General features: G+C 48.6%; 19 protein-coding genes and 1 riboswitch. Of the genes, 4 read left to right on the top strand and 15 right to left on the bottom strand.

Annotated features, from left to right (window positions below):
* Nucleotides 1-111 precede the first annotated feature (111 nt).
* Nucleotides 112-1908, top strand: coding sequence for a sensor histidine kinase (locus KTH90_RS16585; RefSeq protein WP_158351414.1), 1797 nt, complete (start codon nt 112-114; stop codon nt 1906-1908).
* Complete coding sequence (locus tag KTH90_RS16580) at nt 1901-3430, top strand: response regulator (protein WP_158351413.1); 1530 nt, start codon at nt 1901-1903, stop codon at nt 3428-3430. Before KTH90_RS16585 ends, KTH90_RS16580 begins: the two co-directional genes overlap by 8 nt.
* A gap of 12 nt (nt 3431-3442) precedes the next feature.
* Here KTH90_RS16580 and KTH90_RS16575 read toward each other — a convergent pair whose 3' ends face one another.
* Both KTH90_RS16575 and KTH90_RS16570 read right to left on the bottom strand, forming a co-directional pair.
* On the bottom strand, nt 3443-5341 hold the full coding sequence (locus KTH90_RS16575; protein ID WP_158351412.1) for a right-handed parallel beta-helix repeat-containing protein: 1899 nt from the start codon (nt 5339-5341) through the stop codon (nt 3443-3445).
* A gap of 57 nt (nt 5342-5398) precedes the next feature.
* On the bottom strand, nt 5399-6772 hold the full coding sequence (locus KTH90_RS16570; RefSeq protein ID WP_158351411.1) for an ABC transporter substrate-binding protein: 1374 nt from the start codon (nt 6770-6772) through the stop codon (nt 5399-5401).
* Between the two features lie 172 nt (nt 6773-6944).
* On the opposite strand from KTH90_RS16570, the gene KTH90_RS16565 reads away from it, so the two are divergent.
* The gene (locus KTH90_RS16565; RefSeq protein WP_238727073.1) at nt 6945-7799 is read left to right on the top strand and encodes an AraC family transcriptional regulator; all 855 of its coding nucleotides are present in this window, start codon (nt 6945-6947) and stop codon (nt 7797-7799) included.
* 8 nt (nt 7800-7807) lie between these two features.
* Here the strand turns inward: KTH90_RS16565 and KTH90_RS16560 are convergent, their stop codons facing one another.
* The 8 genes from KTH90_RS16560 to KTH90_RS16525 all read right to left on the bottom strand — a co-directional run bounded on the left by KTH90_RS16560 (nt 7808) and on the right by KTH90_RS16525 (nt 15833).
* Nucleotides 7808-8866 (bottom strand): aldose 1-epimerase family protein, encoded by a 1059-nt coding sequence (locus tag KTH90_RS16560; RefSeq protein ID WP_158351407.1) that lies wholly within the window; start codon nt 8864-8866, stop codon nt 7808-7810.
* A 32-nt stretch (nt 8867-8898) separates the two neighbouring features.
* The gene (locus KTH90_RS16555) at nt 8899-10014 is read right to left on the bottom strand and encodes a hypothetical protein (protein WP_158351406.1); all 1116 of its coding nucleotides are present in this window, start codon (nt 10012-10014) and stop codon (nt 8899-8901) included.
* A gap of 14 nt (nt 10015-10028) precedes the next feature.
* Nucleotides 10029-11879 carry a cupin domain-containing protein gene (locus KTH90_RS16550; RefSeq protein ID WP_158351405.1) on the bottom strand — a complete coding sequence of 617 codons (1851 nt, stop codon included), beginning with the start codon at nt 11877-11879 and terminating at the stop codon, nt 10029-10031.
* A gap of 185 nt (nt 11880-12064) precedes the next feature.
* Nucleotides 12065-12490, bottom strand: coding sequence for a hypothetical protein (locus tag KTH90_RS16545; protein WP_238727072.1), 426 nt, complete (start codon nt 12488-12490; stop codon nt 12065-12067).
* Between the two features lie 67 nt (nt 12491-12557).
* Nucleotides 12558-13322: a 4-hydroxy-tetrahydrodipicolinate reductase gene (gene dapB, locus KTH90_RS16540; RefSeq protein ID WP_238727071.1), complete on the bottom strand. Its 765-nt coding sequence runs from the start codon at nt 13320-13322 to the stop codon at nt 12558-12560.
* A gap of 13 nt (nt 13323-13335) precedes the next feature.
* On the bottom strand, nt 13336-14235 hold the full coding sequence (dapA, locus tag KTH90_RS16535; protein ID WP_238727070.1) for a 4-hydroxy-tetrahydrodipicolinate synthase: 900 nt from the start codon (nt 14233-14235) through the stop codon (nt 13336-13338).
* Nucleotides 14236-14362: 127 nt separating this feature from the next.
* Nucleotides 14363-14538: riboswitch (Lysine riboswitch) on the bottom strand.
* Nucleotides 14539-14586: 48 nt separating this feature from the next.
* Nucleotides 14587-15084 carry a cob(I)yrinic acid a,c-diamide adenosyltransferase gene (locus tag KTH90_RS16530; protein ID WP_158351401.1) on the bottom strand — a complete coding sequence of 166 codons (498 nt, stop codon included), beginning with the start codon at nt 15082-15084 and terminating at the stop codon, nt 14587-14589.
* A gap of 110 nt (nt 15085-15194) precedes the next feature.
* On the bottom strand, nt 15195-15833 hold the full coding sequence (locus tag KTH90_RS16525) for a single-stranded DNA-binding protein (RefSeq protein WP_158351400.1): 639 nt from the start codon (nt 15831-15833) through the stop codon (nt 15195-15197).
* 840 nt (nt 15834-16673) lie between these two features.
* On the opposite strand from KTH90_RS16525, the gene typA reads away from it, so the two are divergent.
* Nucleotides 16674-18500, top strand: a complete 1827-nt coding sequence (gene typA, locus KTH90_RS16520) for a translational GTPase TypA (RefSeq protein WP_158351399.1) — start codon at nt 16674-16676, stop codon at nt 18498-18500.
* Nucleotides 18501-18646: 146 nt separating this feature from the next.
* Here the strand turns inward: typA and KTH90_RS16515 are convergent, their stop codons facing one another.
* The 5 genes from KTH90_RS16515 to KTH90_RS16495 form a co-directional block, all read right to left on the bottom strand.
* Complete coding sequence (locus KTH90_RS16515; RefSeq protein WP_158351398.1) at nt 18647-19531, bottom strand: phosphatase PAP2 family protein; 885 nt, start codon at nt 19529-19531, stop codon at nt 18647-18649.
* Between the two features lie 43 nt (nt 19532-19574).
* On the bottom strand, nt 19575-20441 hold the full coding sequence (locus tag KTH90_RS16510; RefSeq protein ID WP_238727069.1) for an SGNH/GDSL hydrolase family protein: 867 nt from the start codon (nt 20439-20441) through the stop codon (nt 19575-19577).
* 233 nt (nt 20442-20674) lie between these two features.
* Nucleotides 20675-21940 (bottom strand): peptidoglycan-binding protein, encoded by a 1266-nt coding sequence (locus KTH90_RS16505; RefSeq protein WP_158351396.1) that lies wholly within the window; start codon nt 21938-21940, stop codon nt 20675-20677.
* A gap of 163 nt (nt 21941-22103) precedes the next feature.
* A complete protein-coding gene (locus tag KTH90_RS16500; RefSeq protein ID WP_238727068.1) occupies nt 22104-22289 on the bottom strand; it encodes a hypothetical protein in 186 nt (61 codons plus the stop codon).
* 358 nt (nt 22290-22647) lie between these two features.
* Nucleotides 22648-23148 (bottom strand): tRNA (cytidine(34)-2'-O)-methyltransferase, encoded by a 501-nt coding sequence (locus KTH90_RS16495; RefSeq protein ID WP_158351393.1) that lies wholly within the window; start codon nt 23146-23148, stop codon nt 22648-22650.
* Nucleotides 23149-23162: the final 14 nt, after the last annotated feature.

The raw sequence follows: 23162 nt of genomic DNA, 5'->3' as shown, positions 1-23162 counted from the left end.
CTCCCAAGCCATTGTTATAATAGAAATAGAGCAGGATCACAAGATCTTCCTGCTGTACCGGGCAGCTCGATCCGGAAATGAGAATGGGGTGAGATTATCCTGAAGACTATCATGAAGAGGCGGACACTTCGAAAGAATTTATTTGTGTCGTTTACACTAATTGTTATATTGATCGCAGGTCTATATCTCCTGCTGTTTTTTGGCAGGGATTACAAAAGCTCGAAGGACAGATACCTGAAAGATTGGGAACGGCTTGTCACCCAGATCGCAAGCCAGACAGATGACTACTTCACTTCCATGAATAATATCACGGTCCAGCTGGTATACAGCAATATCATCTATGAATCCCTGGTAGCCGCCAACGCGGATACGAACAGCTCTAATTTCTTTGACGATAATTCACAGATCAAGAAGAATTGTTCCCTGATCATGTCGGCTTACAGTTCGATCACCAACCAGGCTTCCAGAGTGAGTATTTTTGGTATGCAGGGTGACTATTGTTCGGTAGGCTCATCCAGACGGAATCTTCGTACATCCGATATCTTACAGCTGGATCTGCTAAAAGCTTCCGATGAAAAGGGCGGGGCTTTGTGCATCCAGGGCCCGTTTCCCGACCCGCTTTCGGAGAACAGAAATGACGGCACGTTCATCTACAGTGCATCCAGAATTATGAAATATGGTTATGGTTCCTATGGTTATGTTGAGGTACAGCAGCCTTATGACATATTGGATAAAATATGCAGTTTATCTCCGGATATGGAGATCTTTGTCTATGATGACAGTGGAAATATGCTGTATCCGTTGAGTGCCCAGCCGCAGAATTCTTCCGAACAGGACATTGGTCTTACCAGACTGCAGAATGTGAAACAGCATTTGGCCGCTGCGGATTCCTGCCTGTTAAAAACAGGAGATGAAATACTGGGCGGCGCCAAACTGAAGAATAACCTGACTCTGGTCGCCGTAGAGAGACAGTCCGTACTGTATTCCGATCTTTACCAGGTGCGGAACACTACTGTTTTCTTTACTTTGATCGTGTGTTTTCTCTGCATCCTGATCGTATATTCCGTAAGCGGCTATACCTCGCAGTCTGTGGAAAAACTGACCAGCGCGGTGAAGAAGATCGATTTTCAGGATTATACGCTGCCCATAAGCCCGGATGAATGCACCACGGATGAGACAAGGCAGTTGGCCGAAGTTACCGGACATATGTTGCAGAAACTAAAGCAGTTTGCCACTCTTACCTCCGAAGCTCAGGCCCGGGAACTTCAGGCTACGATTGCCGCTCTTCAGTCTCAGATCAATCCGCATTTTATGAACAACACGCTGGCCGCTATCAGTTCATCCGCCCTGGAAAGTGGAAATATGAACGTAGTCTATATGTGTTCCCACCTCTCGCGCATGCTTCTCTACACCCTGGATGCAGAACAGGAATCCACTCTGGATACGGAAGTGGAGTATACACGGCATTATCTGGAGCTTATGCGATACCGCTATGACGGCGAGTTAAAATATAACATTGAAATTCCCCAGTCCATCCTGTCGGTCAGGGTACCCCGGCTGATCCTTCAGCCTCTGGTAGAGAACTGTATTTATCATGGTTTCGACTGTGACCGGGAAATAAGGATCATACAAATCGAGGGCGAACAAAAGGAACGGCTCTGGACTGTCCGTGTGACGGACAACGGATGCGGTTTTTCCGAGGAAGCGCTGCAGAAAATTACCGCCGAACAGGAGAAAATCCGGGCACTGCTGGACAGCGGCCGCTCTTCCTTTATGAGATCGGAAGAGCTGGGCGTATTAAATACCTTTTCCCGCCTTTACATTCTCCAGAAAACGCATACTGTATTTGAGATACATTCGTCACCGGCGGGCGCAACGGTTATCATAGGAGGGCAGATTCATGATTAAAGTATTTATCGCTGAGGATGAAAAGCTATTGTTAAACGGGCTGATTACGTTTCTGAATGCGTCAGATGTACCTTTGAAAATTATCGGCTCCGCCTTAAACGGGCAGGATGCCTGGCAGCAAATCAGGAAAAATCCCCCCGACCTGCTGATCACAGATATCCGTATGCCTGTGATGACCGGTCTTGAGCTGATTGAACGGGCCACAAGGGACTATCCCGAAATCATGACCATCATCATAAGCGGCTACAGCGACTTTGAATACGCCAGAACGTCTCTGCGCCTGAATGTGTCGGATTATCTGTTAAAACCCCTGATGCCGGATGAAGTGATACGCACGCTGTCTGATGTGGCCGCTGTCATTGAAGGACGTAAGCAGCAGGAGGTCACGAATTATTTCCGGCTGGCGTTTTCCCAGTCCCCGCAGCCGCCCCGTATTCCCGCTGTCCTGGACGCTGTCCCCTTCTATCTGTGTGCCTATTCCTGTGCCGGCCCTATCGTGACAGAGGATCAGTTATCCATCCTGGAAGCGATTCCACAATATTCCGGACAATTCAGTGATATGGTACAGCAGCTGCTACCGGACGCCGTTTTCTGGATCGTCCGCGGTAAATATACCAACGAGAATATCATGATCCTGGGATTCCAAACGGATCCTTTGGCCTATGAGGATACTCTTGCGAAGCTCTGGGAACGGCTTCTGGATTTTATCCCCAATAACACCATGGTGATTGGACGTCCCCTTGTGGACAGCCATGGAATTCTGGAAGAGATCCGCAGGCTGCGGGCTTCCCTGAAACAGCATATTATACTGGGTATCTCGCAGACACTATACTACGACTATGAATCCGACAATCTGGCCTATCCCTATCTCCCAAAGGATACTGAAGCCAGGCTGTCCTTTGCGATCTCCTCGAATGAACAGAAAAAATTTGCCGCGGAATACGCCCGTTTTCTGAAAACCTGCCAGGGAGAGCATTACTCCCAGCTTCAGATGGAGATCCTGCTGCGTCAGATTTTACATTTGTTCAAATTCAGTTCCACTACGCTCCATGCGGATCTGGAATTGGATCTGATGCAGGCGGTGAGCTCATCTTCTTCCTTTCAAAAGCTTCTGGAGCAAACCAGCCGGATCTATCAGATCCCGTTCCAAAAAGAAGAGACCGCGTCCTTATCCGCAGTCTCATCTTATGATTTTGCTTTTCAGATTAATAAGTACTTGGAAGAGAACTATAACCAGCCGATCTCATTAAATGACCTTTCCGAAGAATTTCATTACTCCGCAGGATATCTGTGTAATGTCTTCCGCACTGCCTATCACGTGACCCCTCTGCGCTGCCTGAATCAGATCCGTATCGAACACGCAAAGAAATTATTGAGCGGGAATCTTGATATCCTCCTTAAAGATGTGGCGTCCTGTGTGGGTTTCACCGATCCGCTTTATTTCAGCCGGCTGTTCAGGAAAGAGACCGGTATGTCTCCCACGGAATACCGGGAAAAATGGGAGGCTGGTGAGACGAACTGAGGGGGGATCGTTCTATCTGGCTGTGATTCCTGTCTGGGCCGCGGTTTCGTGGGGGTATCCTGGATCACATGGTTTTTTATTTATCGTGTTTCCCTGGATTGTGTTTGAGCAGAATCTTTTTTCTTCCATGATGTTGTGGTAATGGATCGGGACTACGGTCTGATAGATGATATTTTCCCGTACTTCCATGCCTCCGCTGGCTTCGTCCATATAGATACCGCCGGGGAAGCCTTTTTGGCGGGTGTACGCTTCATCCTGGTGCCCTTTCCAGGAATTGTGGACCATTATTTCTTCCGGGTAGGGGATACCCTGGTAATTGCCTGCTATCAGATTTTGTAAGATTTTGGTGCCGGGCTGCAGTCCTAAGGTGTATATTCCGGCGCCGTCGTGTAACTCGGTAAGTACATGGTGGATGTAATTGCAGCGGACTTCATGTTCCCTGCAGACGCTCTCTTCGCTGTAACGCTTGAAATGCGGCAGCGGTTTGTAGGAATAGCGGGTGTCGGAATCCGGGTCCACATAACCCCAGCCCCAGCCCAGGGAGATGGCGGAGTAGGGCAGGTCGCACAGTTCATTGTGAATGATATGGAGTCCTTTCGCATAGCCGCAAAGGATGCCTACGGATCCTTTGAATTCTGCCCCCGCATTGTGGATATAGCAGTATTCCACGGTATTATTCTGCACGATCACGCGGCTGTCAGAAGGGTGGGCGTCGGTCTCCTGAAAATCCCCGGCCTGGATGCCGTTTCCGCTTATATCGCTGATTTCACAGTAGGTAAGGCGGTTATCTATGGAGCCGTGTTGTATATCTACCGCCCCGTTTCCAAGATGCAGGAAACGGCAGCTGTCAAATATAATTCCCTCTGTATGGTCCAATATGACACAGGATTGTGTTTTTTTAAAGTAGGAATAGGTGAGTTCGTCATCAGCCGGATCTTTTAAAATGTTGGCCTGCACGTCGGGATGGCCGTAGATGCCCGGATTCAGGAATGTGGTATATTGGAATGTAATACCCCGAAACGCCAGGTTTTTGACCGGCCTGTCCTTTTCTCCCCGCAGGATCACCAATTGTTCGGCTATCGGAAGTTCTACTATCCGTTCGTCTATGGAGACGCCGTTTTGCTGCGCCACATAGAGAATGTTCTCTTGCCTGTCCAGATACCAATCGCCGCCTGCACCTATCAGTTCGTATAGATTTTCTACATAGCTGGGGCCGTCGATCTGCATGCCGATTTTAATTTGGCAGTCTTTGAAACAGGGCTGTTTCATCTTCAGGAAGATACCATCTTTTGTTTCGCTGACGGATTCTACCGGGCAGATGGAATGTGTCCATCCCACATCATAGACAAATTCAATGTCCTGCGGGTTTCGGCATGTGAGGAACACCGGGTCTTGTGTCAGGTATCCCTCATAAATATCGCACTGTCTTTCTCCGTTATCACGGCAGCCTGTTTTCCGGTATCTTCGGAAGGCGTCCGAATGAACCGTTTCCCAGGCCGTATTTTTCTGTATCCCGGTCTTAGTTCTGGCAGAGCGCTGCCCGTCTATGTACAGATGTCTGGAATACACGCCGTCCGGTACTTTGGCTTTCCATATGGTGTATTCATCCTTTTCAGCCGCCTTTTCCCAATCGGATATGCGAATTGATCCTCCGATGAAAGGCTGTTCACCCGGATAAGCCTGGTAAGTTATTTTTGTCCCATCTATGGCGGAATCATCCGCAGTAAAAATTTCCGGGGTCCGATACCGGTATTCCCCGCCCCGCAGATATACAATGATATTACAGCCGTATTCTTTCTGCAGGTCTTTCGCTTTTTTCTTTGCTTCACTAAGGGTCGAAAACGGATTCTCCTTTGTGCCTGCGGCACCCGGATTTGCTCCGGGTGCCACATAGATTGCCAGGTTCTTCATGGTTACCTCCACGTACGCGATTCTCGTTCGCAGGAATGCGTTTTATGTTTATCGCTGTCACCAGCCGGGTATCCCCTGTGCCTTGGCGTTCTTCGCTATCTCATCGTCTATGGCTTTTAACACATCAGCAGGACCGCAGTTGCCCAGGAACATTTCCTGTATCTGCTCGAAGGATGAATTCCCATAACTGGCCGGGATAAAGTCAAACCAGCTTACTCCGCTTCTGCCTTCCCTTACTGCCTCCTGTGCTTCTTTAATCTGGGGAAGCAGGCTATCGATCGATACATTGTCAAACCAGGGAGATTGCTGTTTCGCGGTATACATTTTCTCAACAATATCCGGACGTGCCAGGAAATTGAATAATTGGAGGGCTTCGTCGATATGTTCGCTGTTCTTGTTGATGTACAGTGAATTCGACGAGGTGACGCCATAACAATCACTTCCATCAACCGGGAAAGGCATAAAGCCGAGTTTTTCCGCATAATCCGGGTATTTTTCCATTCCTTCACCAAAACAGGAATCATTAAACACTAACATGGCCGCCGTTCCTTCATATAATGCACTGTATTGGCCGCTCCAGGTATCCGACATGGCAGTCTCTCCGAAATACCCTTTTTTATAAAAATCATTCTGGCGTTCCAGACATTCGACAGCCTCAGGCAGATCGGCAAGCTTTATCTTATTTTCCCCATACTGATCCCAGAAATCGGTTGTCTTGGCCGCTATGTAGGATCCCCAGTACGTATCCAACCATGTTTCTACCGGCCAGACATCTCCTCCCGCAAGGTATATCGGTGTGATTCCCTGATCTTTGATTTTCTGGCAGGCATTTTCCAGATCTTCAAATGTCTTCGGAATCTGCAGATTCAGGTCCGCGAAGATCTGCTTATTGTAATAGATTCCCCAATACTGTGCTCCCGCAATGGGGAAACCATAGACAACACCATCCCATTTGGAAAACTTATCCAGAAGATCCTGGTTCACATTTTCAAGGCATGGATCACTGGTGATATCCAGGAAATTCTCTTCCGCCAGTAAAGCCGCCTCTCCGGTCCCGCCATTGTAATATTCCACGATATCAGGCAGCTCTTTTGTCGCAATTTTGGCCCCCATTATATTATTGTTCATATCATCGGGATTCGTGATCAGCTCCACTTTGATTCCAGTCTCTTCTTCAAACTGCTGATAAACTTCATTGTCTACATCCTTGAACCAGCTTTTTGAACCCATAAGAGTCAGCGTAACGCCGCTGCCGGATGTTTCTGAATTTCCGGCTGCCGGCTGTTCGTTTTCTTTTGACTGCCCGTCCGGCTGTGCGGCTTCCTGTGACTGACTGTCCGGCTGTGCGGCAGAGCCGCTGTTATCCGAGCCACAGGCGGTCAGCGAAACCATAAGGACCAGTGCCAGCAACATACTGCATGTTTTCTTCATTCATATTACCTCCCGTTTATTTGATGTGTTTATTATATCTGTTTTATTTGCAAAACCAAATGGATAATATTTCAATCAGTATAGACAATCTGAATATTCCATATCCATTTACTTTCCCATTGCCAAATGGCGTGCTATACTTGCGCTAAACGATAGCATGGGAGGAAGGGGAATGCAAAATTCGCAGCTTCAAAAACAGCTAAGTGAAGTCATCGATTTTATCTGCTGCCACGGCAGTTCCATCCGCTTTTTATCATCCGGCGTCTGGGTAGACCGCGGGTGGGATACCCCGAAACAGAGCGCAAAGCCAATGTTTGAGATCATCTACCTGTTAAGCGGGCAGACAAGAATATATCTCAACGGGATCACCCACGCAGTCAAAAAATATGATGTCCATCTACTGGAGATCTCCGGCAGCAGTTTGGGGGAGGGCGGACATTTTCAGATGTATTATCTGGACTTCAGCTTTGATACCCCCGATTTGGCCGACCGGTTTTACGGCTGCTGCTGCCGTTTGTCGGCTTACCCGGAGTCTATGAATCTGGCGGGTCTGGAGTCTTATTTTCTGGAGATGCATTTTGAAAATATCGCCGGCCAGGAATTCCGCCGTCAGAAGATGCTGTGTATTCTCCAGGATCTGTTTATCTGCCTGTACCGCCGCTGTGCCATCTCAACGGATCATTCCGCAGGCCGGTCGGGCAGACAGCAGTTTCTCTATGATGTGCTGAACTATCTGGAACAGAACTATACGTATCCATTGTGCCTTAAGAACATAGCTGATCTGGTACATCTGAATCCCAGATATTTGAGCCGGCTGTTCAAAGAAGCTACCGGGCTGACCATTCAGCAATATCTCATCCGTCTGCGGATCGGAAAAGCAAAAAAATTATTAAGTGCCACTTCATACAGTATTACGGATATCGCTTTGGAGACCGGTTTTTGTGACTGCCAGCATTTCTGCAAGGTTTTCAAACAACTGGAAGGGATCACTCCGACCCAATACGGCCGCAGCATCCCTTCCAATTAACATGCCTGTCAGCGCGTAAGGGCTTCCAGTTCAGTTTTTAGTTCGTTCCATTTTTCCCGGGTCGAGAAGAACCGGATATCCAGCCGGCATGTCACCTCTTCTTGTGGTTCCAGTGAGCGAAGCGTACCGTACTGCTCTTCAAGCGCTGTACCTTTGATATGGTTATTGCACGGTTCCAGGGCCATAATGTAATCTCTTTTTTTCGGGTACATCCATTGTCCCAGATATGGCAGATTTGCCTGATTATATCTCACCTGTACCCCGATAAACTTATCATCCCTTTCCTTCCAGAGCATAAAACCTGTGTTTCCTGCGCTGTCCGACCGCAGTTCATGCAGATAGGTGTAGTGCGCAGCCCGGGCACAAGGAACCGGCATCTCCTCCTGCTGTTCCATATGCCGCTTCGAAAACTCATCCCACCCTTCCGTATGCCGGGCCGGAATATACATCCTGGTATCGGGACTTAAAAAGGGATATCCAAAATTCATATGATACAAAAGCATCAGCGCAGACCGGTCAGATGACTGGTTGCTGATCCGGTCCTCTATCTGGATATGCCCGCTTCCAAGTGCAGTCCTAATGGACCTTCTGACACTCATCTGAACCCCCTGATGCCGGGTCTGACAAACTCTGCCAGCCACCTCCATCATATAGTCATCTCCCTGCCAGTCCGCTTCGCATCGCTCCAGTCTGGCCGGAAGATTGGAAACCTGTCCGTGAAGGCCATAGGGCTGACCCTCGAACACGCAGGGATCTCCTGCTTGTGTCAGTCCGCAGGTGGTCAGAAAACCGCCGCCAAAGCTCTGCAGCCATTCTTCGCCCCGCTCATTGTAATACTGCGGGGCAGTGACACCCGCGGCTGCCTGGAAAGTAAACCCGCAGTCCCGGTATACCAGTTTACCCAGATCCATACCTCTGTCGATTAATATCGTGTAGCGCAGGCCCTGTCCGTCGTCCACATCTACCGCTTCTACCCCCTTGGCCTTTCCCTCCAGCATCTGATAGCGTTTTATGCCGCCGATCTGACTGATATCCCCCACATAATCCAACATTTCCCTGTGCAGCATGACAAAGATCTCCTCCTTATTCACGGAACCGTTTATTTTTCAAATTCAATTTCCCACAGGGAAGTACCGGTAGCAAACAGCCTGGCTCTGTGTCCTATCCGGTTGTCATTGTGGTAATCTTCCGCGGGAAATACGCTGACATACCACCCGGTCATACTGCCGTCCGGCGCGGTCGCCTGTCTGGCTTCTTCTCCATCCAGAATTTTTACCGGTTCAGACCATCCCAGCGGATTGGAAATATCGGGATTAAAGGATACATAATACCCCTCCATGTTCCAGGTCCCGTCATCCACCCGGTTCAGGAACATGACATAGGTGTTAAGCCAGGTGTTCCAGTGGACAACCGGCCCCCAGAATGCGTTGGCCTGTTTGCTGTGCCAGTCCTGGAACACGGGAATGACCGGCTGGGCATATCCGCCGATTCCCGGTTCCTGCCACCTTCCGTCTCTCCATTTCCAGACCTTTCCTGCCGGCTGATCCAGATCCTCAAGGCTCATCCTGGCAAAACCCAGCCCCTGATTCTCTTTTCCCCCGTAAAAGGTGGTGATAAAGAAGTATACAAACTCTTCCTCCTTATCCACACAGGTTCCGAAATCCCCTTCTCCCCCAAAATACCAGGCATCCGAAGATGTGGCGGATACCAGGTCCTCCGGTGCGGAAAGAATGAATCCCAGATCCCTCCAGGTTTTCCCCTTGTCCTCTGACACCAGGGCACCGACTTTGGGCTTCGTCGGGTAGCGTTCAAAAAATTTGCTGCCCGGCGGAATACTCATTGTTCGCAGCGTCTCTGTTTTTTCCTGCTGCACCTGGCTGCTCCCGTAATAATCACCAGGCTTACGCAGGCCGTCCGGCTCCAGATGGTACCAACCATAGAGTTTCCCATTCGGAACCTTCCAGATCCCCTCCAGCCACTCGCCGCCGTTCTGCAGTACATCCAGGGTCACAGGCTCACTTGGCCCCAGATCATTAAGACTGGTACCGGAAGTCCTCCACGGCAGCTCCCAGGAATTAAAAATATACAAACGTCCTTCTTCTGAATCCCAGAATCCCGGACTGTGGCAGTCCGTTTGGCTCTTGTCATTCACTTCCGGCACTCTGGCTCCCGGATACACAATCTTCGGGGCAGGTATTAATTTTACAGATGGCATTTTTTCTTCCTCCTTCAGCCTTTTTTCCACCGCAGCTGTACCACAGTGCAGCCGCCCGCTCCCTCGTGAATCAATTCATAATCACCGAAACAAGCCGGTACGATCACACTCTGCCACTTCTCTATCTGAGACTGGTACTGAGGATTTTCCTTGGATCTTAGCACTACTTTATCCCCCACCGTCAGCGTCAGAATCTGCATATATTTTCCCCCGGTCGAATTTTCTCCATGCTTGTCAAAGTGGATTCGTTCAATATGAAACGGCATTTCCGGTACGGTATCATATTGATCCATGCTGTACTCTTTGTTCCAGTCCTGTACCCTGGGTTTTGCCAGCAGATGATCCTTCACCCATTTTTCCCTGCGGCACTTATCCATGCAAAACCCATGTTCCGTATGCATCTTAAGCGGCCGGCCCGTCATATCCTGTGTGGAATCTTCCCAGGATTTTCTGGCAAAATCATACAGAAAAAAAGAATATTCCGTTCCCGCATTGCTGGTACAGGTATCCATCTCCAGAATCAGCTGATTCCCGCCATGTCCATGAACGGTTCCGGGCGGAATCAGATATAGATCCCCTTCGCTGCTGTCCCAGCGGATGACATAATCCCGCCAATTCTCAATTGGAACCTGGTTCTCTGATTCCCGGCAGAGCCGTTCCCACTCCTCCAGATCCGCATCCTCCCGGTAACCCAGCCAGGTATTCGCGTCCTCATAAGCTTCCGCCACATAATAAGTTTCATATCTCCCAAGAGGCTCTTTAAAATTTCGGCGCACATAATCCGTGCTGGGATGCAGATGCAAAGGCATGCTGGTCCGTTCTGCAGGCTGGGGGGTGTCAAAGTATCCGTCATTGAGCCAGACATCAAAGGGCAGTACACCGGGATAAGTATCATGAATATAAGATCCGACGAACTCTTCCGGATACTGCATCAAATTCATCACCGGCATCTGGATCATTTCATCGTTCCCGATATCAACCAGAACGCTAAGCTCCGGTCCGGCCGTTTCATTCCACGCATTGCAGCCCAGTCCCGGTACATCCCACAGATCTTTATACCGGTATGCTCCCCAGTTGCCGGGTTGAAAGATCTTCACCTCTTTGACCGGATAGCGGACAAGCGTCCGGATGATCTCATCGTAACTCTCACGGGGCATACATTTCGGATGCTCCGGGTCCACACACTCCACGTAATAATCCATACGCTGCAGCGCGTAATCCTTTTGCCTCAGAAGGAGATAGTGATCTATGTAATAGTATTCCTTCCAATTATAGTCCGGATTACTGCTCTCCCAGCCAAAGGGCGCCAGCCTGCCATCCCACATCTTCCAAAGAAGAGGCTGTCTGGTGAAATCGAAATAGTAATACAGATCATATAAATCATTAAACTTCCTGCTTCCTGATCCGTATCCGATAACAAAAATTGCCGTGCAGCCAGCCGTCTGCTGATTTCCGCTGTGGATCAGTTTCTCCCGCAATGCCTCACATTTCTCTTCGTCCATCAGATCCTCGAGCACGCCGTCCTCACAAACGATGCCAAAGCTGGGGTCCTCTGTCAAATACGGCTGTTTATACTGCATGATCATGTCTTTGGATTTAAACAGGCCGGCTGCGAAGACCGTATCCACCCCGATACTCATACGTTTTCCCCAGTCATTAAGTCCGCGAAGAAGCGGTGCCCATTCTACCCCATACCATCCTTCCATTGCTACCAAAACCGTACTTTTTCCTGCCTCATACTTTTGGCGGATCTGCTCCAGAATAGAACGAGCCACCTCGCTGTTTCCGCTGACAACAGACGCTGCCGTCTTTTCTGATACACGGATTCGGTTTTCTGCATTGTGCGAATATTCATATAATGGCATGATTTACCTCCTCTGCTTTATCGATACCTTATCCCGATATAGTTAGGATATAGGAAAATAGAATTATTTTCTTGAATCAGAGTGTATTTTTAGTGTATAAAAGTAACTCTAATCAACGAAACAACGACAAAAAATGGACCGGCATCCGGCCATTACCGGTTACCGATCCATTTTTCTATGTTCTTTTAATACCATCCCCTGCAGTTTCTGTATCTGCAGCGTCTCCTATGCATTTCATTCACCAGCATAATAGCGATCATGTCTTCCAGCCAGTTATTTCTGGAAGGCCTCCTGTAGTTCATGGAAGTGACGTCCTCTGTCTCTTCCGTCTGCACCTCAACCGCCTGCACTCCGCCCTCCAGATGTTTTACTCTGTTGTAAATGTTTCCGCAGATTCTCCGGAACATCAGCTGATCCGGATATTCGTCGAACATTACGCTGCCGTCGTACTCCAGCTTATCGCATTCGTCCTCCACGACCGTCTGGACCTCTTTCGCCACATTCGGATACAGGTTCTTAAGCCTCTCCATATCCCAATCCTGCTCCAGACCCGCATAATTATATACCGGCTCCGGATAGTTCATATAAAAAGGGGTAAACTCCATGTTCATTAGAGAGCTCCTTCACACTAACATATACCTTACTATATGCAGTACTCCCCAAAAAGGTTCCCCCGCTCTAACAGCTTCCCTCGATCACATGGCTCATATTGTACATCCCTGCCGGCTTTCCGGCCAGGAACTTCGCCGCCTGAACCGCGCCTTTTCCAAAAATAGCCTTGGAATATGCGGTATGCTCAAAGGTAATCACCTCATCCGTGCCTGCGAAAATAACCTCATGTTCCCCCACGATCGAACCGCCCCGTACAGCCTGGATGCCTATCTCGTGGGAATCTCTCTTTTCCCTTTTCTGACTGCGGTCATACACATAGGTATATTCATCCGGAAGCGCCTCCCTTAAGGCATCGGCCAGGGCCAGCGCTGTCCCGCTGGGAGCGTCCACCTTCTGATTGTGATGTTTTTCAACGATCTCCATATCAAATCCGGCCGGCGCCAGCACCCTGGCCGCCTCCTGGATCAGCTTCAGCAGTATGTTGATTCCCATTGACATATTGGCGGATTTCAATATGGCAACTTTTTCACTGGCCGCTTTTACCTTCTCCAGCTGCTCTTCGCTCAATCCGGTGGTACACAATACCACGGGAATCTGTCTATCCACACTGTAATCGAGCAGTGCGTCCACCGCTTTCGCCGATGCGAAATCGATTATCACATCCGCCTTCACATCACAGTCCTCTATGTTCGCAAATACCGGATAATCATTCGCCGTTCCTGTAAAAGGATCCACACCGGCTGCGATCTGTGCCTCGGCGTCCCCTCTCATCAAACCGGTGATCACCTGCCCCATCTTTCCATTACAGCCATGCATAATCACCCTTATCATGGTACGTTCCTCCTTACGCAAGCGGGATTCCGAATTCCTCCATCGCTCTTCTTAAATTTATCTGATGTGCGTCTTCCATAACCGTCAGCGGCAGTCTTAAGCCGCCCACGTCAACCCCCATCATATTGACAGCCGCTTTAACAGGGATCGGATTCACTTCACAGAACAGCTGGTCAATCAGCGGAATCGCTTTCAGCTGCATTTCCATGCTTCCCTTTACATCGCCCGCCATATATCTGGCCACCATATCATGGGTAAAGCGGGGCGCTACATTGGACAGAACCGAGATCACACCCTTTCCCCCCAGAGATAAGAGCGGCAATACCTGATCGTCATTGCCGGAGTACAGATCCACGGTAACTCCCTGCTCCTGGGCAAGACTCATGATCTTTGCCACCTGTGAAATATTGCCGCTGGCTTCCTTCACTCCCACGATATTCTCCACATCCCGGATCAGTCCCACCAGGGTGGACGGCTGAATATTGACACCGGTACGTCCCTGGATATTGTAAAGGATAATGGGAATCTTTACGGAATCCGCGACCGCTTTGAAGTGTGCATATAATCCCTTCTGTGTGGCCTTATTATAATAGGGGGATACGACCAGCAGACCGTCCGCTCCGCGTTTTTCCGCTTCCTGGGACAGATAGACAGCCGTATCGGTCCAGTTGGACCCGCTTCCTGCGATCACCGGCACCCGGCCGGCGACTCTTTCTACCGTATACCGGATACATTCCAGATGTTCCTCATGGGTCATAGCGGAAGCCTCACCGGTGGTTCCGCAGATAATGATACTGTCGGTCCCATTTTCAATCTGGAAATCAATCAGTTCCCCAAGTTTGTCGTAATTCACCTTTAAGTCTTCTGTAAACGGTGTGATGATTGCCACACCTGCTCCTTCAAATAATGCCATTAAAATCCTCTCCTTTCTTATTTGGCGGATGAGTTAAAATAGGATATTTTCCAATAGAATAAAATAAGGCAGACTGATGAGTCTGCCTGTAAAGAAATCTACGCCGTAGAAATATCAACGACCTTGTTCTTTGGATAGCGCCCCATCTTTTACGATGACAGTCATATAACTATTAATTATATGCCCAGGCAACAAATCATCAGGAAATCTGCCCCTTCGGCGTTCGTCCCTTTCCATACCTTCTTACGTGCCTGACCACAATCCGGTAATGTACTCATGAAAAACGCAACCTCTATCTAACTCGGTATTTAATTTAACGCTACTATAGCACAAGTTCCGCTCTAATGTCAATCACGGATTTGGAGTTTTAACAGTTTCTATACGATAAACCGCATCGGCGATACCGATCATTTTCTCGCAGGCATGGATACCTGTCATAATCAATTCCGTCTCCTCGTCCATGGCATCGATCAGCACTTTCACATCGTCCAGGCCTATAATCTCATGATCCAGCAAGCCCAGAATCTCATCCAAAATCAGAACATTACATTCCCCGGTAACCAAAACCTTTTTGGCAAAATTCATACCGTTCTTGATGTTCATGATCTCTTCATTTTTACTTTCCTCATCGAGCTCATCAAAACACACTTCATTCTTCTCAAACCGGAACAGCTTAATCTCCGGTTCGAGACGCCTGATAAAGTCGATCTCTTCTTCATTCTTCCTTTTCAGGAACTGGATTATAATCACGGATTTGCCTTGACTTGCTGCACGAATTCCTTGTCCCAGAGCCGCCGTGGTCTTTCCCTTGCCGCCACCGCAGTAAACCTGTACGAGTCCTCTATTCATAATGCACCTCTTCATTCCGTGGAAGTAAAACCTACTGTAAACATTTTCCCTTATGTTACTATATATTCACAGAATTTGCAAATCTTTTCTATTCGACACACTCCGGTCTGCTATTCGATATACTCCAGTTTACTGACGGAAACTTCATAAGCGATGCGTTTCTCCGCATCATTTTCATCTATTTTCTTCATATATTCCCGGCTCTGAATCCTGCCCCAGATCTCCACATGTCCTCCCACCTCAAACCCGGAGGCATATCTGGCATTTCTGCCCCAGCAGATACACGGAATATAGTCCGATTTACCATACGGCCTGTTGACCGCCAAAAGCAAATCCGCGATCTCCCTGCCCAGCGGAGTCTTCCGGTAAACCGGCGGTTTACAGATATATCCGTCCAGGAAAATCTGGTTCGTCTTGGCATTTTCAACTTCCTCAGAAATAAATTCCAACTCTCTTACAAAAACGGATAAAACCAGTCTGTTCTTTTTCTCCTCGTGCCTGTTGTAGGATCGAAACTGTCCGGCCACCTGTATAGATTCTCCCCGATAATCCCTGGTCACATCAATGAGCCTTTCAGATACCATCAGCGGAATACGATCATAGGAATCACTGAGTCTCCTCACGTTCACATCCACCATGTAGAAGCCCTCCCCGAACACCTCATGGCTGAATGAAAAATCCGAAATGATCTCCCCTATAATAGTTACCTGATTGTTTTCGATTACCCTATCGATTACCTTATCTGTCATGAAATTTTACTCCCTTCCTCTTGGGACAGCATCACACTGTCCGACGATGTACCTTGTTTTTCTTATAGTTAATAGAATATATATGCCGTAAAAATAACCTTTAGAACTCAAATTACGAAATTTTTTACAATTATTTCCAATTTATAAAAGCTTATTCATCTTTTTAAAAATTATTACATTTTAATACCGATTTTTCGCTGGTAATATTTTCCATTCCCTTTCCATAATCAATTCCAATCCATGTCCTCCCCCCGTTATCTCTTAGATCCAAAAGTCTTCTACGGCTAACTTCCTATTTCTACACGTCTAACTTCCTATATAAAATAAGCTCCATTTACCAAGATGTCTGCGCACCTACCAAGGAAAACCCGGGATCACTGCGGGGATAGGTTTGGGGGCGGATACGCCGGTCTGCGCAAGAACGCTGCCTGCGGGCATAGGGCGGCTGTGCAGCTGCTTAGTAAACTCCGGAAGCCGGATTCAGGATGCACGGCGGACTTCACGTCCGACGGGCAAGAGCCTCTGAGTCGGGAACGCATCCAGCGTTCCTGACGAATAGGCTCGGTTCCTGAATCCGGCTTCCGGAGTTTGCTTAGCAGCTGCACAGCATTCAGCCCTAAGCCCGCAGGCAGCATTCTTGCGCAGACCGGCGTATCCGCCCCCAAACCTATCCCCGCAGTGATCCCGGGTTTTCCGCCCCCCACGCGGAGCCCCCCCCAGCTCCGCCCTCCAAAATTTTCGACTTTATTACCGCAATGCCTTGTAATCTCGCCAAAATGTGGTAAACTAAGTAAGTTGCAATGCTTAATTTTGTTAATTAGTAAGAAAGAAGGACATTTTATGAAAACCAAACGTGAGGATATTCGGAATATCGCAATCATCGCCCACGTAGATCATGGTAAAACCACACTGGTTGATGAGCTGCTGAAGCAGAGCGGTGTTTTCCGTGAAAACCAGGAGGTCGCAGAACGGGTCATGGACTCCAATGACATCGAGCGGGAACGCGGAATTACCATTTTGTCGAAAAATACCGCGGTTCATTATAAAGGTACTAAAATCAACATCATCGATACGCCCGGACATGCGGACTTCGGTGGTGAAGTGGAACGTGTTTTAAAAATGGTGAATGGGGTCGTTCTGGTCGTCGACGCGTTCGAAGGTCCGATGCCTCAGACGAAGTTCGTATTGATGAAGGCTTTGGAACTGAACCTTCCGGTGATTGTCTGTATTAATAAGATCGACCGCCCGGAAGCACGGCCGGATACCGTCATTGATGAGGTATTGGAACTTTTTATGGATCTGGACGCCTCGGACGAACAGCTGGACTGTCCGTTTGTGTATGCCTCTGCGAAAGCCGGCTATGCCATTCTGGATCTGACTGAGGATCCTCAGAATATGATCCCGCTCTTCGAGACGATTCTGGATTATATCCCGGCGCCTGAGGGAGATCCCGACGCGGACACTCAGGTTCTGATCAGTACCATTGATTATAATGAATATGTGGGCCGGATCGGCGTGGGTAAAGTGGATAACGGCTCCCTTAAGGTAAATCAGGAAGCGGTTCTGGTGAACGCTCATGAACCGGATAAGAGAAATAAGGTTAAGATCAGCAAGCTTTATGAGTTTGACGGTTTAAACCGGATGGAAGTATCGGAAGCGGGCATCGGTTCGATCGTCGCGATCTCCGGTATCGCGGATATTCATATCGGGGACACCATCTGTTCTCCGGATAATCCGGTAGCCATTCCATTCCAGAAGATCAGCGAACCGACGATTTCCATGCAGTTTATTGTAAATGACAGCCCTCTGGCCGGACTGGAGGGTAAATATGTCACATCCAGACATCTGAGAGACCGTCTGTTCCGGGAATTGAATACGGACGTCAGCCTTCGCGTGGAAGAGACGGAAACCACGGAAGCCTTTAAGGTTTCCGGCCGGGGAGAATTGCATCTGTCTGTATTGATTGAGAATATGAGACGGGAAGGTTATGAATTCGCAGTCAGCAAAGCGGAAGTAATCTACCATGAGGATGAAAAAGGGAAAAAACTGGAACCCATGGAGTTGGTTTTCATCGACGTGCCGGACGAATTTTCAGGCAGCGTCATTGAAAAGCTGGGGCAGCGTAAAGGTGAATTAAGGAACATGGGAGCGTCTAATGGTGGATATACCCGCCTGGAGTTTTCGATCCCATCCAGAGGCCTGATCGGTTACCGGGGGGAATTCATGACAGATACCAAAGGAAATGGTATCATGAATACGATCTTTGATGACTATGGTCCTTACAAAGGAGATATCCAGTATCGTAAACAGGGTTCTTTGATTGCCTTTGAGACCGGTGAATCGATCACTTACGGGTTATTTAACGCTCAGGAGCGCGGTACCTTGTTTATCGGACCCGGCGAAAAAGTTTATTCCGGTATGGTAGTCGGACAGAATGGAAAGTCGGATGACATCGAAGTAAATGTCTGCCGCCGCAAACAGCTGACCAATACCCGTGCATCCGGTTCAGACGAAGCGCTGAAGCTGTCCCCTCCGAAGGTAATGAGTCTGGAACAGTGTCTGGAGTTTATCGATACCGATGAGCTGTTAGAGATTACTCCGAATCATTTGAGAATTCGTAAGAAAATTCTGGATCCCAAGCTTCGTAAACGGGCCAGTCAGAAATAATTTAAAAATCCCTTCCAAAAGATGCGTTATAGCATCGTCGGAAGGGATTTTTTTATGGCATGATTTCCTTATCTGTGATCAGTACCTTTGCTCTTTAGCCGCTTACGTGCCATACCTTTACCATAAGCAACCTTTTTCAAACGCTGCTATTTTTTTATAAACCGTTTGAATATCATGGGATACAGTACGATCACCCATATGACCAATATGAAGTAACGGATACAATGTGCGGGAAGCGTGGTGCCAAGCACCAGCTTAAGTCCGTTCTGCAGCGTTATGGCTACAGCCAGCCCAATAAGCACTTTGAGTATCTGTGCCGGAAGGGCCGCCCTGGTATCAAAATTGATAAACCGTCTCTCGATGTACCAACCGACCGAAAAACCCAGACCGGCACCAGCCGCTTTACAGCAGTCCTCGGCATAGCAAAATTCCAGTATTCCATTTCCATACAGGCAAAGCGCATAGATGATAATCAGAACTGCAATGATGAACATAGCCGCCGATATTTTCAGATCGTTGCGGTGATCCAGCAGGTAGCTGTCCAATACTTTATTTACCAGCCACGCAACCACCAGCGCCAGAATCATGGCCGTGACCACATCCTTGGGCGTATGGACTCCCAGATACATACGGGACAAGCCGATCATAAGGAACATGATTACGCACACGATTCTGATCCACTTCTTTTTTGAGGCAAGCGCTATCGTGCCAAATAAAGATGTGCTCCCCTGGGTATGTCCGCTCGGGAAGGAATATCCGGTCGCCGTTCCCACCGCGGATTCCACCGGTTTGAAATTCGGATCAATCACCCAGGGCCTGGGAACCCGGAATGTGATCTTCAAAGCCTGCACCATCAGGCCTGCAGCAAAGTAGGAAAAGGCCACTTTATAGGCCAGTATCTTATCCACACACCAGTAGAGCAGGCAGATCGCGGCGATCACAAACAGCTCCTCACCGAAAAAGGTAAAAAACTGGAACAACGCATTTAACACGGGATTCCTGATCCCTTCCAGAAAATATAAAAAAGCCATCTGTTTCTCCTACCTCCTCATTACGGAAGGAATACTCCTCCAGTTACTTCATCCATCGTTTCAATTCAGCAGCAATCACTTCTCCCAGCAGCTGATAGCCCTCTGCATTAGGATGCAGTCCGTCCTCCAGGTAAGTGTCCGCATTGTCGACTGTAATTCCGCTTCCATTATACAGATCGATCACCGGAACCCCGCAGCCGCCGCACACCGCTTTCATCGCCTCTCCATAATCGGCCAGCATGAGCCCTGCCTCGTTAGGTCCGGGACCATAAGCGCTTGTTCTCTGGATCGGTGTGGCAAATACCAGAAGGGCGTCCGGATACTCCTGCCTAAGATCTGTGCACAGCACATTCAGGGCTCCGCAGAACTCTCCCGGATTCTCCGAATCAGCCGCTCCAAGTGGGATATTCTGATAGAAATCATTGGTTCCTCCAAACACGAAGATCAGATCACTGTCCGCCGGAATACTCTGGTACCTGGCGTAAAACGGATCCTTGTCGCTGTCCGCGATGGTCGACTGGGCTATCCCCAGATTATACATCTCTTCAAAGGAAAGCTTCTCCTGCACCACATTGATCCAGATCTCACCCCAATCGGTGATACTGTCCCCCAGGCAGGCCATCTTTACCCAGGACTTTGTGGCTGGTTTGACGGTAGGCTCCGGCGTCATCCCGGATGATTCCCCTGTGTTTTCTGACTCTTCGGAAGGTTCCATCGTATCCGCAGGTTTCACCGACGGAGATGCCGCGGGAGTGGATGTTGCTGTTTTCGGCGAGGCCGGTGTTTTTGTTGGTTCAGCCTTATCCCTGCCGGCTTCCTCCTGCTTGGAACAGCCGACGGCCAGAAGGGCCACCACCAGAAGAATACCGACAGCTCCCATCCGGAAGTAATCCCATAGTTTTCTTTGCATAAAGTTCATTCCTCATTCGTATTTATATTCATTCTTGAACTATTTTAACACAAGGATAACTGTGTGAAAAGGATTATAATTCTAAAAAAGAGTTCCTATTGAATATAAAAAAGAAGGCCGCACTGATTCGTGCGGCAATTCCTTTTACAAGAGTTGGAACCGGAAGCAGATCTTTTCGTCAAAGCGGGCGGCCTTTTCTGTGACATGCTGCACATCAGATCCATAGACTAGGATTAACTCAACTCTGCAATCCGTGTGACACCCACGTAGATTTCCTGTATCTTAAACCAGGTTGCATAATCCGTGATACCGGTTTGGGGCAGTCCAAAGATGGACTGGAAGGTGCGTACCGCATTGGCGGTGGATTCCCCGTAGATTCCGTCTACCGCAATGGTGGGAATGGCGCTGTAGGTGGCAGCTATGGTGTTCAGCTGTTCCTGGAGCTGAGTCACCTTGGGGCCCGACGCTCCGATATCCAGGTTATAACCCGGCCAGGATGAAGGAACGCCTGCGATCTCCTCCGCCACATTGATGTACATGTTGTCACCATAATAATAGCGCAGTATCTCGATGGGCGTATAACCCTGATCACCCAGGTACTTGGATCCCCACTGCGTCATCCAGTTTGGACAGGTGACCTGCCTTCCGTCACAGTACTGGGTCAGAATTGGCTGTTTTACGTTGGGCCGGGACAGATAGGCGTTAAAGATCTCATCCACGATTACAGAAATGCTGTCAAATGTGTTGCGTCCAAAGATCCATTTGTGATCGAAGGCGGTGGACGAGGTTATGGTGAAATCAAATCCTTTGTTCCGGTACCACTCGGTGTAGACACGGTTCAGCGTGAATGACATGATCGCCAGCACATTCGCGCGTATGGTGCTGTCCGGCCATGTGGCATAGATCTCACTGGATGCCACATTTTTAATGTAATCTTTGTAACGGACCCAGTAGTCTGTGGCGGAAGTATCCCTGGGGGAACCGTCGTGAACAATCACGAACTCAGGGACGACCACGCGGCTCAATACGATTTCACCGCTCTCATTGACAGGTTTGATCTCAGCCTCCGCTATTTTCGGAGGGTAATTCGCAAACAGGGTGTGCGGACCGATCACGATCCGGTCCAACGCTTCCTGGCCCTCCATAGGACGCAGTTCTATCCCCTGAAGGGAAGTGGTATCCGGTAATACTTCCGAACCGGCGACAGTGGCGGATTCATAACCGGGAGCCTGGACCTGAACCGTGTATTCGGCGTAAGGCTGATTGTCGCTGGGTTCCATGCTGTATTCCAGGGGCGGGGCCGGCAGATCCAGTATTTCTGTCTGACCGGAACTGTTGGTGGTCAGATGTTCAACCGGACTCTCGGGATCTCCGGTATAAGAAATACTGATAGTAGCACCAGTGATGGGAACCCGTCCGATGGTAGATGTCACCTGCACCTGCAGCCGCCCGCGGTCAGGAGACTCGGTCTGCATACTTTTCAATGTCTGGTTTGACATAAGTACCTCGATAGATTTGGTGTTACTATCAGTATATGTAGTTGGGAATTCAGTTGTGCCTGTTTTTTTACAGGTATATGGCCAGTTGTGTTACCCCCCGGTATGTGATATTCCACTAGAGGAACCTATTCCTGGGTAACCACGACTATTGCACGGTTGGTAACTATTCCTGTACGGCCACTATTGCGTTGTTGGTAACGGTCATCGTCGGGATGTCCTGGTTATGGAGCTTATAGGAATATACGAACCCAATGGCCATGACGGCGATGATACCTGCACAGATAATCAGTAGATTCATTTTATTTATCTTACGGTCCAGATAGTCAAAATCATTTACACTGTTTCTCATACGATACCTCTTTTCTAAAGACCCGGATGGTCAACTATCATGTTCGTTTATCATTATAACATTTCAGTATGAAGATAGTTTTAACGAAACCAGTGTATTTTCTTAACTTTTTCTTATATTTTATAAACATTATATGAATTGAGGCTGTATCATATCATGAAATAATGTGTTCTGGTTGGAGAAAAAGAGTTTCGCTTGCGAAACTCTCCGCCTGCGGCGGGCCGCGTAAGCGGCATCTTCCCTTCCGCCGCAGTGCGGTCCCGCGGAGCGTTTTTTATTTCATAGGAGCACTTTCCTATGAAATATGAAAGCGCCGTCCCCCAACCGATGATCTGGTTTGGAAACGACGCTTTATGTTTTACTTCCAATTATACCTGGTCAGATGCCCTTCCAGCTGCATATGATCAAAATTATTCTGGCGCAGAGCTTCATACAGCACGATGGCTACGGAGTTGGCCAGATTCAGCGACCGGATGGTAGAAAGCATGGGAATACGGATCGCCGTTTCCTGATTTTCAAGTAGAATCTCCTCGGGAATACCACCGCTCTCTTTACCAAACATCAGATAACAATCCGGCTCATAGTGGACTTCCGTGTAGACACTGGGCGCTTTGGTAGTGGCCATATATACTTTTGCACCGGTATTTCTTTTACAGAAATCCTGATAGTCAACATAGCGGGTTACGTCCAGGTGCTCCCAGTAATCCATGCCGGCCCGTTTGATGGATTTCTCGTTCAGGCGGAATCCCAGGGGTTCGATCAGATGCAGTCTCGTCCCGGTGGCCACACAGGTGCGGCCGATATTGCCGGTATTAGACGGGATCTCCGGCTCGAATAAAACAATATTTAACTTTGCCATAATTCTTTTTCTTC

It is taken from the genome of Diplocloster modestus (assembly GCF_019042245.1).
Lineage (GTDB): Bacteria > Bacillota > Clostridia > Lachnospirales > Lachnospiraceae > Diplocloster > Diplocloster modestus.
This window is presented reverse-complemented; position numbering and strand designations above follow the sequence as displayed.

Excerpts from the sequence above, each read along its gene's own strand:
- KTH90_RS16585 (WP_158351414.1), top strand. The coding sequence starts at position 112 with ATGAAGAGGCGGACACTTCGAAAGAATTTATTTGTGTCGTTTACACTA.
- KTH90_RS16580 (WP_158351413.1), top strand. The coding sequence starts at position 1,901 with ATGATTAAAGTATTTATCGCTGAGGATGAAAAGCTATTGTTAAACGGG.
- KTH90_RS16575 (WP_158351412.1), bottom strand. The coding sequence starts at position 5,341 with ATGAAGAACCTGGCAATCTATGTGGCACCCGGAGCAAATCCGGGTGCC.
- KTH90_RS16570 (WP_158351411.1), bottom strand. The coding sequence starts at position 6,772 with ATGAAGAAAACATGCAGTATGTTGCTGGCACTGGTCCTTATGGTTTCG.
- KTH90_RS16565 (WP_238727073.1), top strand. The coding sequence starts at position 6,945 with ATGCAAAATTCGCAGCTTCAAAAACAGCTAAGTGAAGTCATCGATTTT.
- KTH90_RS16560 (WP_158351407.1), bottom strand. The coding sequence starts at position 8,866 with ATGCTGCACAGGGAAATGTTGGATTATGTGGGGGATATCAGTCAGATC.
- KTH90_RS16555 (WP_158351406.1), bottom strand. The coding sequence starts at position 10,014 with ATGCCATCTGTAAAATTAATACCTGCCCCGAAGATTGTGTATCCGGGA.
- KTH90_RS16550 (WP_158351405.1), bottom strand. The coding sequence starts at position 11,879 with ATGCCATTATATGAATATTCGCACAATGCAGAAAACCGAATCCGTGTA.
- KTH90_RS16545 (WP_238727072.1), bottom strand. The coding sequence starts at position 12,490 with ATGAACATGGAGTTTACCCCTTTTTATATGAACTATCCGGAGCCGGTA.
- dapB (WP_238727071.1), bottom strand. The coding sequence starts at position 13,322 with ATGATAAGGGTGATTATGCATGGCTGTAATGGAAAGATGGGGCAGGTG.
- dapA (WP_238727070.1), bottom strand. The coding sequence starts at position 14,235 with ATGGCATTATTTGAAGGAGCAGGTGTGGCAATCATCACACCGTTTACA.
- KTH90_RS16530 (WP_158351401.1), bottom strand. The coding sequence starts at position 15,084 with ATGAATAGAGGACTCGTACAGGTTTACTGCGGTGGCGGCAAGGGAAAG.
- KTH90_RS16525 (WP_158351400.1), bottom strand. The coding sequence starts at position 15,833 with ATGACAGATAAGGTAATCGATAGGGTAATCGAAAACAATCAGGTAACT.
- typA (WP_158351399.1), top strand. The coding sequence starts at position 16,674 with ATGAAAACCAAACGTGAGGATATTCGGAATATCGCAATCATCGCCCAC.
- KTH90_RS16515 (WP_158351398.1), bottom strand. The coding sequence starts at position 19,531 with ATGGCTTTTTTATATTTTCTGGAAGGGATCAGGAATCCCGTGTTAAAT.
- KTH90_RS16510 (WP_238727069.1), bottom strand. The coding sequence starts at position 20,441 with ATGCAAAGAAAACTATGGGATTACTTCCGGATGGGAGCTGTCGGTATT.
- KTH90_RS16505 (WP_158351396.1), bottom strand. The coding sequence starts at position 21,940 with ATGTCAAACCAGACATTGAAAAGTATGCAGACCGAGTCTCCTGACCGC.
- KTH90_RS16500 (WP_238727068.1), bottom strand. The coding sequence starts at position 22,289 with ATGAGAAACAGTGTAAATGATTTTGACTATCTGGACCGTAAGATAAAT.
- KTH90_RS16495 (WP_158351393.1), bottom strand. The coding sequence starts at position 23,148 with ATGGCAAAGTTAAATATTGTTTTATTCGAGCCGGAGATCCCGTCTAAT.